Genomic DNA, 15,717 nt, shown 5'->3' with positions numbered 1-15,717 from the left:
CAGGCACTGCCGCTGCGAACTGGGACAAGGAGGCTCGACGATGTCGCTGCAGATGTCATACCCGCAAAACGCCAAGGATCATGTTGCCGCCGCAATCGACGTCTCGTCGATCGACGGCCGGCAGTTGCCGTCATCGAGACGATCGCCGCGCTCCGCCGAGGAGGCAATGACGCTCTCCCTCGTGCATCTGGATGTTGCGCTCGCCATCGAGCCGCCTGCGCCGAACGTACGAGGATCTGCCGACGGCGAGCCGAGCTTCAAGGTGTCCGCCAAGCGTCTTGCGCGCGCGTCCGCTGAGGCTGATCCGGAGATGGGTGCCGAGGAGGTCACGGATCCGGTGATGCAGCGCCTCTCGGATGCACTCGCGGCCACCAGAGCCATGCACAATCCCCATTCCGCTATCCTCGTCGATGCGTTGCGTTTGGCCATGCTGACGCGCAAGGCCAGCGGGCGGACGCTGCTCGGACAAGGCCAGTCCGAGCTGGCCGAGAGCGACCGCGAGGGGCAAGCGTGCCGGACAGTGCGGTCGCTGCAGAAATGGCGCCTCAAGCGCGTCATGCAGTATATCGACGACAATCTGGACGCGAAGGTCACCCTGCAGCATCTGGCTGCTGTTGCCGGCCTCAGCCGGATGCATTTTGCCGCGCAATTCCGGGCGGCCGTCGGCATGCGGCCGCACGATTATCTGCTAAAGCGGCGGATCGAGCGTGCCCAGGAATTGCTGCAGCGGGCCGACACCTCCCTTGTCGATATCGCCCTGACCGTCGGGTTCCAGACGCAGGCTCATTTCACGACGGTGTTCAAGCGCTTCGCCGGCAATACGCCATATCAATGGAGGAGCGCGCATCTCGCGCAATTTCTGCCGCTGCCGCGCATCGAGGCGAGGCCATCATGAGCGGTATCGGCATTCAAGCCCTGTTGCTACCGCTGCTCGGCATTCACTCGGCGCTGACGCACCAGGAGCTCATGGGATTGTTCGAGATCACACGCGGTCTCGGCACCTCCTATCGCTTCGCATCCTCGGAGCCCGGGGCAGGTGTCCTTTACGGTCGATTCACGCTGAACTTCTGCAGGATCGTTGCCGGAGGCGTCACGCATTATGCGTCGATGGAACGGTCGACCGACGAAACGGTCACCAAACGTAGCGGTGGACTCGATTTCGCGTTCGGCCATTCCATCCGGTGGCGACCGTGCTGTTCACACTCGGCATCGTAAGTCTCGGCGACGACTAGCGCGTCGGCGCATTGGCGCCGCCCGCTCCCGAAACCAGCAAACGGTGGACGCGGTCTGCGTGCTCTCTCGTCAGATTTTCGGCCAGATCGGTCCCAATCACCGCCGGGCCTTTCCTTTCTCGATCGTATACCATCCAGCCCTTGCCACCCATTCGAACAAAAAATCTGTTCTGCGACGACGTTCGGTCATTCACCAAAAATGGCTCCAAAATCTTGGGTTATTCTGACCAATCAAGCTCCAAGCATAGCCTTTGCCTATGCGAATTGAATCGGGGAAACTTGGCAACCCCATCGAAGGTGCATCAAACACAAAATAAAGTGACGTTTTTCGGCATTTTGGAACCCAAGCCGCGTTCCAGATGGATTCGCAGCCCACTACCGGGCGAGCACAAGAAAAGGTGTGATTGGACTATCCCGAGGGTGCTCGGCAAACCGAAGGGGCCGATCGGGAACCCTAGCTGGCGCAATTTCCATCAATGCCTTGGCAAGGCCAACGAATGAGATCTATTCGGAAAATTTCGGTCTGCCGTGGGCCTGCTGGCGGCAAACCTGTCGGCGCCGCCAGCAGCTTTAGCCAATTTCTTCGCGAAAAATGTGAATGCACTGAGCTAACAGAAGTATTGGGCAGGATCAGTCTGACGAAAGCATGCCTTTGTTCACTCCCGGCGGAAGTATTCTTCGTCTGAGTTGCCGATGAAGGCTCTATTCATATCTCCGCGCCGCGCGGGTTCACAACGGTGTACCCTCTCAATGAACGCGCGTGTATTCGCGTTGTGTGTCCGCCTGAGTTGGCGTCGTATGCCATCCAAACGTCGTCCCCGACATGTTGCTCGAGGACGAAAACGTGCCCGCGCCTTGCGGCGACCATGCCGGGAGCCGGTGATGTGCGCGGAAACCGCAGCCAGTTTGCCGCGAGGTTCAATTCCGGCACGATGCGGCCAAACACCCGTAGCGCGGCGCCACAACCGCAGAACGCAGAAGGGCAACCCGCGGGGCGGCCGCCAACAATTCGATTGCTGGAGGGAGTACTGCTGGTGGGGGTATTGAGCGCGGCGAGTTGATCCAACCGGTGTGTCCGCGATGAGCGCCGTAACACCGTTCGCTGAGTCAAGGTTTGCGAGTAGTATGTGAAATCACAAGGCATGGTGATATTGCATTCGGAGGCGCGATCTACTTGATATGGTCGCGCGTCCGAATTGAGGGAGGTGATTGCAACGAAGCAGCACGCGGAAACTACTTGCTTGAACATCGCAGGCTCCAAATTAAAGGACCCGCCCCAAGCAAGGAACAACCATCAACAGATTGGCTGAAATCCGCCAAAAAAGCGGCCTCTCTCTGGATGAGAGGCCAACTATACTTCTGGGGTAACTCCAAACGTGCCACTCGTCGAAGAGCGCCACCGCCCCAGCCGCGGTCGCTTCATGTGTCGACCATTGCCACGAAGTTCATATGAAGGGTGATTGGTCCCTTCGATCCGTCCAAGATCACGCGAAGGCTTTTGGGGTAGTATCCGGCCCCAATCACAGTCCCGGTCCTTCCAGCTAAGCGAGGACCGGCGGCCGGCCTTACCTGAATTCGTGAGCCCGGTGGAAACTTGAGCTGGATTTCGGCCGATCGCGACATGGAATCCTCGGCGGCGCGTGCCCAATTCTGCTCGAACGATCGCAACAGCGTGGCGCTAGACGGACGGGCGCATTGGACGGGCATATTCGACTGTTCGCTCGGCACGAAGACTTCTTCGACCGACGGTACTGAAGAACCAATGGAGCCCGGCGTCTAAGACCTTTCCTCCGCAATTTCGCAGCTCGCTCAGCAACAAAATCGATTTTCGGTGCCACAATACCAATTCATGGCCGAAGCCGGCCTGCAAAGAATTCAATCGCCCAACGGCACTACTTGGTACTGAACAACGGAAAGGCGCCGATGAGAACCTCCGTCCTTGGGAGTAATCCGCCGGCAAACAATTCGTCCGGTTTGCTTGCTGTCCGCCCTTGGCATCGAAGCAATTGAGTCGGCGTGGTGCCAGATTTTCGGTGCACTTCTCCGTCCTAATCGTCCGCAGATCGGCAGCACCGCAATTGCATGCGCTAGAATTTTAAACGGCCCCAAGTGGGGGCCGCCAACTCGCCCGACGCGAGTTTTCCACCAGCAGTTGGGGGGGTAACCTTTCGGCTGGAGGCACCGAATAGATGCCTTGCCGGGCCGGTTAGTTCCATAAGTCATTGGGGTTAGAACCAGAGATTTCCGGGGAAGTCCCGAAAGCAAATTTGGACACTGCCGGATTCAACTTAGGACACTGGGCTTAAATACGGACAGCATCCGGGGGTCCAAGTGACAAGGCCCAAGGCCCGAACGGAACGAAGAGCGACCCGGCTTGACGCGGGGGCTCCATCCCGATGGCACGCCCGATGCCGCTCGATCCCAAGGCCGGCACATTGTTAGGCCTCAAGCGTCGGCGATCAGCCTGTCCGGCGTGATCAGAAAGTCGCGCACACACCGTCCCGTCGCATTGAAAATTGCATTGGCGACGGCTGCCGCCGTACCCACGATCCCGATCTCGCCCAGGCCTTTAACGCCAAGCGGCTGACCTTATCGTCTTTTTCCTCGACGAGGTCACCTCGATGTCAGCGATGTCGGCATGAGCTGCCGGGAATGCTCCATTCAAGGACCTTGAGATCCGATCTTAATGAGCAGTTCGAGTTTGGATCGTCTGGTCGCCTAATGGTTGATATTCTGTGCAATTTTCAACTGGTGCGAGCGCCCCCGGCACGCCTCGCTTGCGGCTCGACAAAAGGAACACTGATCTCGGCCACGGCAGACGCATGCTTGCGGAAGGCGACGTTCCCGCCCCGACTTAAGAGTAAGGGGCTTGGGAGATCTCGACGGTCTTCCGAAGCGTGCCTCTAGGCCGAAGCTCGGCAGATCGCGATTGCGGTCATCTCGAGTTTGACGCCGGGGCTGGTCAGCGACTCCGACGACCGCCCGTGCGGGAAGAGCAGCCTCAGCGAAGAATGCTTCCAAGCCGCATTGAATGCGGCCTTCTCACTAAGCTTCGTGACGAAGATAGTGGTCTGAAGGACATGGGATCGGTCAGACTCCCGAGTTTCCAATAAACGCGACAATTGGCCAAGCACATCGCTCGCTTGGCCAGCCATATCAAGGCTCGTGTTCTCGGGGACGATCCGGCCGCCATTGTGCTCGACAACTTCGTGGAGCAATTCCTCACACGCAGCGCGAGTGAAGCCGAGGTCCGCTAGTGACCCAAAAGGCGATCTGTCAAAAAAGGAAATAACATAGGCGAAATTCGCTTGTCTTTCCGGGGTACTCATCATTGCCAGTTGTCTGATCTGGGGGAGAGCGAGCGTAATCTTTGCGACGGGCAATTGCGGTGGCCTTATCTGGCCGCCTGAGGTGGTAGAGGCTTCTGTGAAAGACTTGCTCCGAGAGACCGCGAAGTCGCCTCGTGTGAATTGCTCCAAGAGAATCTCGTTCTCCTCTGATGGCACAGAAGCCGAAGCGCAAAACACTCTGGGCCAAGCCATTGGTCGGACTGCCAGCCGGTACCCCCACCGACCTGCGATCGTCTCCACCACGTTTGCACCGCTGACGTACGGCGATCTTCAGCGCCGGTTGAACGATATCCGCGGGCAGTTGCGTTTGGGTGGGTTCGATTGCAGCGCCCGGATCGGGGTGCTCATGCCGAGCGGTCCGGAGGCGGTTCTTGCCATCGTGGCAGTCGCCTGCTGCAGCATCGCAGTTCCTCTTGATCCGCGGCTGTCCCCTGCAGAGATCGACCAGCGCATCGACATGCTGCGCCTGAGCGCTCTTCTGGTGCCGCAGGACTGTAGTTCTGAAGCTCGGCAAGCCGCTGATCGGAGCGGGATTGCTATCATCGAAGCCGTTCCGGTCGGACACCGCCAGCTTGGATTCCATGTCGCCGTGCGGGCAGCCGACTCCCCTGCGATCGACGCTGAACCTAGTCCACGCTCGCCCGCCTTCATCCTGCAGACGTCAGGCACGACCGCGCAGCCAAAGCTCATTCCGTTCAGCCACAGCAATATGCTGGCGGCGGCCACCCGTCTTCAGGCCTGGTTCGGCCTCACGCCCCAGGACCGTTGCCTGAGCGTGTCGCCCCCTTTCTATTCTCATGGGCTTAAAGTAACTGTCTTCACACCGCTCCTGACCGGCGGCAGCATTGCGGTCCCGGCGAACTACGCCATCGTGGCGCTCGATGAGTGGTTCGATGCCCTTCGGGCGACCTGGTACTCGGCAGGGCCCACGCTTCACGCTGCAGTTCTGGACAAAGCAAGAAGTATCGAGGATGTGCAGGCGGCGCACACCTTACGGTTCGTCGTATCGGGCGGCGCGCCGCTGCCGACAGACGTACAAGATGGCCTGCAGCGGATCTTGGGCGTGCCTGTGCTGGAGCATTACGGCTCCAGCGAGGCAGCGCAGATCGCAGCCAATCTGCCGCCGCCTGGCGCGAATAGGCCAGGAACTTGCGGCCAACCTTGGCCTGATACTCTGGCCGTCGTTAACGAGGATGGACATTTCCTAACAGCGGGCGAGCGCGGCGAGATCTGGGTTCGTGGCCCGACGGTGTTCTCCGGCTATTTCGATCTGCCGGCACTCAATCAAGCTGCTTTCGTAGATGGTTGGTTTCGCACGGGCGATATTGGCAGCCTTGACGAAGACGGCTTTCTTTCCTTGCATGGCCGCCTAAGCGAGATGATCAATCGCGGCGGTGAGAAGATTGCCCCTGCGGAGATCGAATCTGCGTTGCTGCGCCATCCGGCGGTAGCCGAGGCTGCCGCCTTTGCCATTCCTCATCCACGTCTTGGCGAGGACGTCGCGGCCGCGATCATTGCTCGACATGGGACGCTTACGACACCTGCGGAGCTTCGCGAGTTCTTGCAACGTGAGTTGGCATCTTTCAAGGTTCCGCGGCGCATTGTGATCCTCGACCAGCTGCCAAGGGGCCCGACGGGAAAAGTGCTGCGCGGACAGCTGCGTCAGTCGCTCCGCGACCTGCCAGATCATCAGGGGACAATGCCTGCGCCTGTTGTGCGCCAGAGGGCGCTGGACCTGGAAGGCGAATTGCTAACGCTATGGCGGAAGTTGCTCAAGTCCGATGCCGTTACACTCGACGATGATTTCTTCGCAAGCGGAGGTGACTCACTGCTCGCAATGGAGATGCTGATTCAGCTCGAACAGCTGATCGGCCAAGCCGTACCGGAAAAGATCCTGTTCGGCGCGGAAACCGTCCGGCAACTCGTCCGAAAGATTGACACGCAAATCGACACCCAAGCGACGTCGTTCATCCACTTTCACGCCGGCGGGAATCGACACCCCTTGCACTTCTTCAATGGGGACCTCGTAAGAGGACACGCGAGCGTGCGGCGGATGGTTGAGCTGCTCGGTCCCGATCATCCGATCATCTCCATCAATCCGCAAGGTCTTCGTGGAGAGTCTGTCCCGCCCTCGATCGAGCAGATGGCCGCCGACCACCTGCCGCTTATCCTGAAACAGCAAGCTCATGGCCCTTTCTTCCTGGGCGGAAAATGTAACGGCGCAATGGTGGCGTTCGAAACAGCGCGCCAGCTGATGGCTGCTGGACACAAGGTTCAAATGGTTGCGATGGTCGACCCACCGACCGTTAATGCCCGTGCGCTGACGCGAGCGATCGTCGCGCTGATGAAGCCCCTGGTTCCAAGTCGCGTCTTGCGCCAAATCTTTGAGCTAATGGCACAGTTGGAGCGGTACGCCAAGCGTTCGGCGAGCAAGCCGATTGTAATCGCCAACTCCGAAGTTCCACGGCCGCTGTGGGACGCCTATTCCTTCGCGATGGCGCGATATCTTCCGGCCCCGCTCGACGTCCCCGTGGTTTTCTACGCCGCCGAACACGATGGTCAGGGATGGCGGCGTCTCAGTTCTCGATTGGAAGTCGTCCAGGTGCCTTGGGGACATCAGGGCTGCCTGAGCGTCGGTGCGGCACGGCTGGTTGATCATCTGCGGCAAAGGATCGATGCTCTGGTTGATGGTGCACCCTCTGCCATTGAACAGCACGCGTCGCCAATGTTTTCTCACGGGGAGAAAATCGGTGACACACCGTGAGACTCGAAACTTGAGTCGGACGATCTCATCACGATCGATTCACCGCCGCATCGCTCAATCAGATTTCTTGGGGACTTCCGGTATTGACCCGAGCTGACCTCATGATCGTCGTAGCCATCTCCGCAGATGACTCACGGCGGATATTGCAGAGTATCGCACAGGTCTTGGTGGCGCTTCTGGTCCAGGTCGCCGGCGCCGTTCATGAACATTAGCGGGGGCACGGCTTCTGCCGCTACGCCATCTCGCCACCATTGCCGTCACGCACGTCCTGGGCTTCCAGCCATTCCGCCAAGGCTTGCTTGCGATGATCGGCCGCGCGGGCGCGCTTCGCCAAATGCTGGGTCGAGCGGCACCTTCAGCAACCCAAAGGGGGTAGGTGAGGGTCACCCATGCGAGGCATAGCATCCGCTAGCGGGGTCGCCTAGTATGCCGCATCACGATGGGCGGTATCACCATGCGACAGGTGATAATGGACGCGCCGAGGCATGAAAGCATCGTCACTCGCAACGACGACAGCTCTCGTGGGGTAGCCTACTCGCGCCTTCGCTCGGATCGAGTGTCATTTCCTCACCGGATGACGAGACATCTGGTGGCTCCGTTGCGGTTTGCGACTGCTCTCGTAGCGATTTCTCCTTCCGATGCGCCGGTCTCTCGTGACGAAGCGCACAGGCAGCCAATAATACTGCGAATAATTCCCTCCATACGGGCGAAGCGCGATTCGAAGCGCTAGCGTCGCTAGAGCGGTCTCCGTGACACGAACGAAATCGCTAGGAGGGTCGTATTGTACAAGGGAGTTGGTTGATGAATAGGTCTATCAAATTGCGCGCGCGTTTCTTGCTTGTTGCACTCGTGCCGGTGCTCCTGGCCCTCGGGCCCTCTCCGTCGGATGCGCGCCAGCAGCGTGCACGGTCTCACAGCGCGAGCCCGGCCCGGACAGCAGCATCTCCGCTCAAGCCAGAAGTTCTGGCAATGAACGCCTGGACGGTCGGCCTCGCCGGTGGACTTCTCGAGGGGGCGCCGATCCGCTTGGCCGCCGAGATGGCCCGTGTTGTCGATGATGGCGACAATCTGCACGTTCTGCCTGTGGTGACACGTGGCGCCACGGAAAACCTTAATTCGCTGCTGTACCTACGGGGGATTGACGCAGCGATCATCAATTCCGACGCGCTTGAGGAATACAAGAGCCAGGTGCCGGACATCCAGCGACGAATTGCCTACGTCTTGCGCCTGTTCCCGTCCGAACTGCAGATATTCGTTCGACCGGAGATTCAAAATCTGAGCGACCTCGCTGGCAAGAAGGTGAATTTCAACAGCCAGGGGACCGCTGCGGCCTATTCCGGACCGCTGATCTTCAGTCGCCTCGGCATCGAGGTAGAGAAGACCTTCATTCCGCATCAAATCGCCCTTGAGCAGATGCGCAAAGGCGAGTTCGCCGCCGTAGTTTTCATTACATCGAAGCCGGTCGACGCATTTGTGAAAGGCCGATTTGAGCCGGGCTTCAAGTTTCTCTCCGTCCCGTATGAGAGCAAGTTCGAGGATTATTATCTTCCCGCGACCCTCGACGCCGCCGATTACCCAAATCTGATCAAGCAGGGTGAACGCGTGGCCACGATCGCTGTACCCACCGCGCTCGTTGCATTCAATTGGCCGGCCAACTCCAACCGGTTCCAGCGCGTTGAACGTTTCGTCGATTATCTGTTCTCGCGGATCGACAAGTTGCAGGGACCGGGCTTTGACGCGAAGTGGAGATCAATCAACCTCGGAGCGACAGTGCCGGGTCTCACGCGCTTTCCTTCCGCCCAGGCGTGGATCGATCGTCAGCCACGCACGACACAGGCATCGCAATGACCAGGATCGCCGCTCCATTCCTTATTGCAACTGCCGTCATCAACGGGGTTGCCCTGGCACAAGGAATGGAGGATCCCATGGCGCAGCTTCGTGCGTGTTCTCAGATGGGACGTGAGGCGCGTCTGGAGTGCTTCGACAAACTATCGCAGACGCCCGCGCCGTCCCGTTCCGAGGCCTCGAGAGCCGATAACTGGATGATCAGTGAGACGACCTCGCCCGTCGATTATTCCCCAATCGTTACGGCGACGGCATCACCGCGCGCCGGTTCAGCCGAGCCGTCGATGAAGCTATCGATTCGGTGCCGCGCCGGACGAACAGAAATGTCCTTTGCGGGAAACGGCATTTCCGGCGCGGGCGACCACTACTTGATCTCCTATCGTATCAATGGCGGCCAGCCAGTGCAGGTCGCGGCCATCGTGCCGACCTTTGGTTCTGGTGTCGCCATTGCGGGCGATATTGTTGGCTTGCTGCACTCGCTCCCGAATAATGCGGACCTCATGGTCCGCCTTTCATCCCCTGCCGGAGTTGCTCACGAGGCAACATTCTCGCTCTCAGGATTGGACACGATGCGCGCGAGGATGGCCGCGATTTGTAAATGGCCGCGCTCAGTCGCAAGGCCGGCAGTTGAGAATGGCGCTCGTTGATTAGATGGAGAGTACAGTGCGTAATCTTGAATATGTGACAAAATTGATCGTGGTGGGTACCATCGCGGGGTTGGCCTTTACATCATTCGCGGCGGCCCAGCATAACTATTGGACAATGAATACGCAGCCTGCGACTGAGCGGGCGCCGGAAGCCCAGAAGTTTCGGAAGTCGCGGGCTGCGGCCGAAACAAGCAGGCGATCTGCGTTTGCGCGCATGCACAATCCGGTCGCCCCGAAAAAGGAGCATCATCTGGTCCTGCAGGTAAATACCAATGATCCCGCTGCCATGAACCTCACCCTCAACAACGCAGCGAACGTGACCGAATACTACAGGGGTATTGGGGAAAAGGTGAAAATCGAGGTGGTTACGTTCGGCCCTGGCCTGCACATGCTGCGCGACGATACCTCGCCGGTGAAAGCTCGAATCGAGGAGATGGCCCTCAGCTCGCCTGAAGTGTCGTTCAAGGCATGCGCTAACACCCAGGAGAGGATGCAAAAGGCGGAGAACAAGTCCATACCGATCATCAAGGGGGCGGACGTCGTGAAATCGGGCGTTGTGCGCGTGATGGAGTTGCAGGAAAAGGGATGGGCCTACGTGAAGCCGTGAGAGCTGGAGGGGACGGGACCTCTTCAGGGCGGGCAGGGGCAACAAGCCCCTCCCAGGGGACTGGGTCGGGTGAGATCCCGAGTGTCCGCCCCTCGATGTGTCCCAAATCCGAACTTTTGCTCGAGACCTACGGCTACCAACCATCGGATCGGGAATAACAGCGGCCCCTGAAGCTCATTTGCAGGACGGTGCCACTGCACTCGGTAAGTTCAAATCGCGGCTCGTGGCGATGGTGCTCGCGATCTGCGCTGACGCAAAACAAGGGCCGACTACCAAAGCCGACCGTCTCGCTTGGGAAATTGAAATGACCAAGACGCACTAGACGGTCGTCCTTTCTGGCTCGCGGCCCGAATAGTGCCGTTAGAAGACCCGCCGATTTCAGCTCGGCGGGCCGTTTTCTTTCGTTTTGGCTCAGTCGCTAGACTTGTCGCTTACCAAAAGCGAACTCGTGGGAGGCATGTCGGACCAGATCTCGCGGCCCGAATCGCGCAACGGTGATATCGTCCGGCGGCTGAAGCCGCTCCGTTCTTTGTTGGGCTTTTGAAGTGGCGCACAATCCAAAGCAAAAGCTGGATCGACGTTCGCGCATACCGACGAAATCTAAAGGGACGCTTGCGCCTGTAGCGTCCCATTCGTTGCTGCCGGAGTGGCGGCATTGGAACCGGGAGCAAGCCTTCTCTTCCGGGCCGTCGTGACGTGCGTGGGCCGATGAAGGTTTGCTGCTCCGTCGCGGTCGGGCAACATTGGAATCCTCAGCACGGCGGAAACAGTACTCAGGAAGTTAGCCGAGGGCGAAGCGCGCCTGCTTGAGCTTGTTGACGGTGCGTTCGGCCCAACCAAGCAACGACGGATTGGTCACGCAGAGGGCAGCCTCTTTCATGTACATCTCGAGTCGTCTAGCGGCAGGCCGTCCGCCGTTAGGCTCTGCATCGCCAACTGTTCATCCCTTAGACGTCTTTCCACGAATTGCCGCTCTTGCTCCGTCAGCGTGCCTCTGAGCAATCGGCGATAGCGATGGATGTTGTTACTGTATACCTTCAGGCGCACCAACCGCTCGTCGATCATCTTTATCCACCATGCAGGACTGGGACTAAGCGAACCTGGCTCAGCCGCCGATCATTTTTAGCAAATGGTGCAGAGAGGCGGGAACAGTCAGCCCTCCATCCTGCGCCACTTAACAGTAACCCTCCTCTGCAGAAGGTTGACCTGGAAATTTGGGGGTATTTCGGCCAAACGATAGTTACCATGCGGGGCCCATGTCCTGCGTCGCCGAAGGCTAGCTGGAGTCCGGCCGTGCCGTCAGACCTTCAAACGACCTGAGGCTTTCACCATGAAGATAACGAGACGGCACCGGGAGCGTCTCCTGCGCGTTGCCTCTCTGGGGTCAAAAGATGGGGGGTGAAAACACGGGCTCGAACTTGTTCATGGCGCGAACAGATGTGGCCACCACGCATGAATGGCCCGTATGGAGGACGGCCAGGAAAGGATCCGCAAGGCCGAAAAAGAGGGCATCCCGATTGTTCGCCAGGCGGAGGCGGTGGAGTGAGGGGACGTGCGCGTGTTGGAACTGCAGGAGAAGAGCAGGTCCCATAAAGCCGCGATCCACAACCTAACCCGAAAGGGGCGGGTGGGTCCTCCATGCGGATTATAGGCTCCGCGCCGAGGCGGGGCGCATAATGCCGCACCTCAACAGATCGTATCGCCATGCGATGGGTAATTGCAGTGGATCGCACGGTTCTCCTCGAGAATGTAGGTGTAGGCTCGTCGCCTAGCCACCTGCTCAAGATGGGACGACCCGCGCTCTTGTGGACGAGCGTCGCCATGTTCGCAATGGCGTGCGCGCCGGAAACACGAGCGTCGCCCGATGCGGCGCGCCCCTCTGCAGATGCGCAACACGTGACGGCTGCTCGCAATCTCGATTCTCCGAGAGCGACACAGGACAGCAATCCCGAAGCCGTGCCACCGGGCCGAGGCGGCAAAGACAAATCGGCGCCGGTTGTGCAGGAAACGTCCACCGAGATTGGAAAGTCTCCGGAACAGGATTCCCATTGGGGAGAGAGACTGTCCTGTGAACTCTCCAGTGCAAGGCTTGATATTGGCCTGCTGCAGCGTATCGAGCAGGAGCGCGGGCGGGCGGAGTGGTTGGAGCAGGATCTTGCGGCAGCAAGACGCGACGTCGAAGTTCAAGCGGCACTGGCGACGAAAGCGCTCGAAGACGCTGCCAGGGTGAAGCAGACCGCGCAGGGCGGTGCGGAGCTGCAGAACGCCCTGCAACAGGCGCGTGAGCAGGCAGGAAGGCTGGAACAGGATCTCGCGGCAGCGCGCCGTGACGTCGAGGCCCAGACTGCACTCGCAAAACAGGCTGACGCGGAGGTGTCCCGGCTGAAGCGAGCGGGGGAGAGCGGCGCAGCCGGGCCAAGGCAATCGTGCGCAAGGGCCGATGCGCCGGCAGACGACCTTTCTTTGGCGCGGAGCGCAATTGACGCCTATGAGGCTCAAGCCCGCAAGGCTGGAGGAAAATTGGCCGAACTCAAGCAGGCAGCTGCGGGCGGCGCGATGTGGCTTCGCGGCCCAGACGAGCGCGACAGGTTCGCACGTCTGGAGCAAGACCTTGCGGCCGCGCGACGAGAGATCAAGACACAGGTCGCAGTCGCGGCGAAAGCGGACGAGGAAGCGTCCCGCCTGAGGGAGTCGGGGGACAGGGGCGAGGCCGAGCTGCAACAGGAGCGCGAGAAGTCCGCGCGGTTGGAGGCGGATCTTGCGACGACGCGGCGCGGTCTCGAGGCCCAGATCGCCCTCGCAACGAAAGCGGGTGAGGAAACCTCCCGACTGAAGGCGGCAAGCGAAAGCGACGCGGCGAAGCTGCAGGCATCCCTGCGACAGGAACGCGAGCGGTCCGCGCGGCTTGATCAGGATCTAGCGGCTGCGAGGCGTGATTTGGAGTCCGCGGCCGCGCTCGCGACGAAAGGAGACGAGGAGTCCTCTCGGCTGAAAACAGCAGGGGAGAGCGGCACGCTGGACCTGCAAAAGGAGCGTGAGCGGTCCGCGCGGTTGGAGGAGGAGCTCGCGGCGGCACGGCATGATCTCGAGGCGCAGACTGCGTTGGCTGCAAAGGTAGGCGAGGAAGTCTCGCGGCAGAAGCGGGCGGTGGAAGCCGGTGCTTCTGATCTGAAGCAATCGCGCGCGAAGGCCGACGCGCTCGAGCGGGACCTTTCCCTGGCGGCCAGCTCGATCTACGCGTACGAGGCGCAGTCCCGCAAATCCGTAGAAGAAGCGGCGAACCTCAGGCAGGCGGCTGAAAGCGGCGCGGCGGCATTGCAGGAGTCGCTGCAGTCGGCGCGGCAGCGGGCTGATAGGCTGGAGCAGGACTTGGCGGCGGCGCGGCACGACGTCGAGACCAAGGCTGCGCTGGTGGCGAAAGAAGGTGAGGAGACGTCCCGGCTGCAAGCGGCGGGGAAGATCGCAGCCGTGGACCTGCAAAAGGAGCGCGAGCGGTCCGCACGGCTCGAACAGGATCTGGCTGCAGCGCGCCGCGACGTCGCGTCCAAGACGGCGCTGGTAACCAAGACAGCCGAGGAAATGTCCCGGCTGATAACTGCGGGGAAGAGCGGCGCGGCGGACCTGCAAAAGGAGCGTGAGCGGTCCGCGCGGCTCGAGCAGGATCTCGCGGCAGCGCATCGGGATAGCGAGACCCAGACGGCGCGGGCGGCAAAGGCGAACGAGGAAGTCTTGCTGCAGAAGCAAGCAGCGGAAGCCGGTGCTGCCGAGTTGAGGCAATTGCGCGCAAGGGCAGACGCGCAGGCTCGGAATCTCCTGCTGTCGCAAAGCGCAATCGGCGCGTATGAGATCCAGGCCCGCAAAGCGCATGGCGCTACGTTAGGCGTCGTGACGACCGGTTCGATCGCTCCGGACAAATCCATCGAAGTGGCCGCTCCAATCGTCGAGCAGACACTCGCGGCGCCTGCCAGCGCTGTCGCTCAACCTGCTTCCGAGCGGGCTGCGGCGGCCGCAGGGTTGGTTGCGCGGGCGAGCGCGCTGCTCCGGCAGGGCGATATAGGCGCGGCACGGCTTGTACTCGAGCGCGCCGTCGAGATGGGCAGCGCGCAGGCGAGCTTCGCGCTGGCAGAAACCTACGATCCATTAGTTCTTGCGAAATGGGGAACTTACGGCACGCTCGGCAATGCGAGCAAAGCGAAAGCCCTTTATGCCGCGGCCGGCTCTGCAGGAGTCGAGGCGGCGAAAGCGCGGCTGGAGGCGCTGCGCCGCTAGTTTTGCCTGCACGTGTCAATCCACCATCGATATCAGCGCAATGGCTCGATCGCGAGGCGTCGCTGTCCCAAGGCCGTTTTGCGGATCTCAGCTGGCGCTCGATCGGGAGGTATTATCGTAGTAGGCCCCGAACGAGAAATGAACTCGCCGCGGCTAGCTTCGCAAGACCCGCGATGGTCTCATGATAACGGCCGCAGACGGCGGCTTGGCAGCGCGTCGATCAATCGTGCAGTTTGGATGCCTGACGCGGGACAGCCTCGTTGCGGATTTCAGTACATGGATCAGGTGTCGAGTCGCGCGATAGCCAGAGACGTGCTCGTTCGAAACGTAGGACAGCGCTGCCGGCAAAAACGCCTGCGGCGCCTCCAGCAACTTTTTGGAGTGCATCTAAGATTCGCGCGTGTCGATCCGGAGTAAGCAATTGCAGAAGCTCAAGCAACGCGGCGCTGCCCAATACGATGGTTAAGACCGAAAGAGTGCGTCCGGGATATGCTAAGCAGAAGCCCATGCCGAGAAGGGCAAATGCTACAAGATGCTCCAGACTCGACGACGTCAAAATTGGTCTGTCCCTTAGCGGCGACAGGGTCGAATAAGCAATGACACACAGACAGGCCCAAGCAGCGAACTTAAGCAGTTTCTGAGGCATGAGTTGTTCCTGTCGGCTTTGCCCTATTGCCTGCGCGCATCCGCGCGGGCCGAGCCGTTGACGTGCTTGATCGGAGGCCGCGCGGCGCCATGCTCAAGACGAACGTCGGCGGTCATGATCATGCAGGGAAGTTCGAGGCCCATCGGTTCAGTGAGAACCTTGTCGATTTCGGCTTGCCGGTGCTCAGGGCCGAGGAAGGGAATCGGCATCCCGGCGTCTTTTACCCCGCCGCTGCGCGACGCCAACCGGAGGGCGGCGTCAAGGGCGGAGCCGTCGTCGCCCATGGCCGGCTTAACGTAGATCTCGTCGAATAGACCAGGCTGAGGCCGGATCTGCTGGTGCCCACGATCCCCCCCG

The 15,717-nt window shown here is 60.3% G+C and carries 10 protein-coding genes and 1 pseudogene; 7 read left to right on the top strand and 4 right to left on the bottom strand.

From position 1 onward, the window contains the following. The first annotated feature begins 40 nt into the window (after positions 1-40). Together BRAGE_RS0121345 and BRAGE_RS49030 are read left to right on the top strand one after the other, a co-directional pair. Positions 41-895, top strand: coding sequence for a helix-turn-helix domain-containing protein (locus BRAGE_RS0121345; protein WP_027559143.1), 855 nt, complete (start codon positions 41-43; stop codon positions 893-895). Further along, on the top strand, positions 892-1,215 hold the full coding sequence (locus BRAGE_RS49030; RefSeq protein ID WP_231164325.1) for a hypothetical protein: 324 nt from the start codon (positions 892-894) through the stop codon (positions 1,213-1,215). The genes BRAGE_RS0121345 and BRAGE_RS49030 overlap by 4 nt, the downstream gene beginning before the upstream one ends. A gap of 2,462 nt (positions 1,216-3,677) precedes the next feature. On the opposite strand, the pseudogene BRAGE_RS57910 reads toward BRAGE_RS49030, so the two are convergent. After that, positions 3,678-3,873 (bottom strand): annotated as a pseudogene (locus tag BRAGE_RS57910) (hypothetical protein); the annotation flags it as partial. A 262-nt stretch (positions 3,874-4,135) separates the two neighbouring features. Continuing rightward, entirely contained in the window at positions 4,136-4,564 is a 429-nt protein-coding gene (locus tag BRAGE_RS49025) for a Rid family hydrolase (RefSeq protein WP_322596911.1), read from the bottom strand. 94 nt (positions 4,565-4,658) lie between these two features. On the opposite strand from BRAGE_RS49025, the gene BRAGE_RS49020 reads away from it, so the two are divergent. From BRAGE_RS49020 to BRAGE_RS49010, 5 genes are all read left to right on the top strand, one after another. Beyond that, positions 4,659-7,346: an AMP-binding protein gene (locus tag BRAGE_RS49020; RefSeq protein ID WP_231164327.1), complete on the top strand. Its 2,688-nt coding sequence runs from the start codon at positions 4,659-4,661 to the stop codon at positions 7,344-7,346. Between the two features lie 801 nt (positions 7,347-8,147). After that, the gene (locus BRAGE_RS0121315) at positions 8,148-9,194 is read left to right on the top strand and encodes a TAXI family TRAP transporter solute-binding subunit (RefSeq protein WP_092217414.1); all 1,047 of its coding nucleotides are present in this window, start codon (positions 8,148-8,150) and stop codon (positions 9,192-9,194) included. Beyond that, positions 9,191-9,838, top strand: coding sequence for a hypothetical protein (locus tag BRAGE_RS0121310; protein ID WP_028146332.1), 648 nt, complete (start codon positions 9,191-9,193; stop codon positions 9,836-9,838). The genes BRAGE_RS0121315 and BRAGE_RS0121310 overlap by 4 nt, the downstream gene beginning before the upstream one ends. A 16-nt stretch (positions 9,839-9,854) precedes the next feature. Beyond that, a complete protein-coding gene (locus BRAGE_RS0121305; RefSeq protein WP_027559146.1) occupies positions 9,855-10,445 on the top strand; it encodes a DsrE family protein in 591 nt (196 codons plus the stop codon). A 1,821-nt stretch (positions 10,446-12,266) separates the two neighbouring features. Next, positions 12,267-14,714 (top strand): hypothetical protein, encoded by a 2,448-nt coding sequence (locus tag BRAGE_RS49010; protein ID WP_141262983.1) that lies wholly within the window; start codon positions 12,267-12,269, stop codon positions 14,712-14,714. Positions 14,715-14,934: 220 nt separating this feature from the next. Here BRAGE_RS49010 and BRAGE_RS52925 read toward each other — a convergent pair whose 3' ends face one another. Together BRAGE_RS52925 and BRAGE_RS0121275 are read right to left on the bottom strand one after the other, a co-directional pair. Beyond that, positions 14,935-15,360, bottom strand: a complete 426-nt coding sequence (locus tag BRAGE_RS52925; RefSeq protein WP_108914365.1) for a VanZ family protein — start codon at positions 15,358-15,360, stop codon at positions 14,935-14,937. A 23-nt stretch (positions 15,361-15,383) separates the two neighbouring features. Further along, positions 15,384-15,644: a hypothetical protein gene (locus BRAGE_RS0121275; protein ID WP_199820232.1), complete on the bottom strand. Its 261-nt coding sequence runs from the start codon at positions 15,642-15,644 to the stop codon at positions 15,384-15,386. Positions 15,645-15,717 lie beyond the last annotated feature (73 nt).

Origin of the sequence: Bradyrhizobium genosp. SA-4 str. CB756, assembly GCF_000473125.1 — a bacterium.
GTDB lineage: Bacteria > Pseudomonadota > Alphaproteobacteria > Rhizobiales > Xanthobacteraceae > Bradyrhizobium > Bradyrhizobium arachidis.
The sequence above is the reverse complement of the archived record's forward strand: the minus strand, read 5'-3'. Positions and strand labels throughout refer to the sequence as shown.

Bases quoted from the DNA above. Each gene is read 5' to 3' on its own strand.
- BRAGE_RS0121345 (WP_027559143.1), top strand. From the start codon at position 41: ATGTCGCTGCAGATGTCATACCCGCAAAACGCCAAGGATCATGTTGCC.
- BRAGE_RS49030 (WP_231164325.1), top strand. From the start codon at position 892: ATGAGCGGTATCGGCATTCAAGCCCTGTTGCTACCGCTGCTCGGCATT.
- BRAGE_RS49025 (WP_322596911.1), bottom strand. From the start codon at position 4,564: ATGATGAGTACCCCGGAAAGACAAGCGAATTTCGCCTATGTTATTTCC.
- BRAGE_RS0121315 (WP_092217414.1), top strand. From the start codon at position 8,148: ATGAATAGGTCTATCAAATTGCGCGCGCGTTTCTTGCTTGTTGCACTC.
- BRAGE_RS0121310 (WP_028146332.1), top strand. From the start codon at position 9,191: ATGACCAGGATCGCCGCTCCATTCCTTATTGCAACTGCCGTCATCAAC.
- BRAGE_RS49010 (WP_141262983.1), top strand. From the start codon at position 12,267: ATGTTCGCAATGGCGTGCGCGCCGGAAACACGAGCGTCGCCCGATGCG.
- BRAGE_RS52925 (WP_108914365.1), bottom strand. From the start codon at position 15,360: ATGCCTCAGAAACTGCTTAAGTTCGCTGCTTGGGCCTGTCTGTGTGTC.
- BRAGE_RS0121275 (WP_199820232.1), bottom strand. From the start codon at position 15,644: ATGGGCGACGACGGCTCCGCCCTTGACGCCGCCCTCCGGTTGGCGTCG.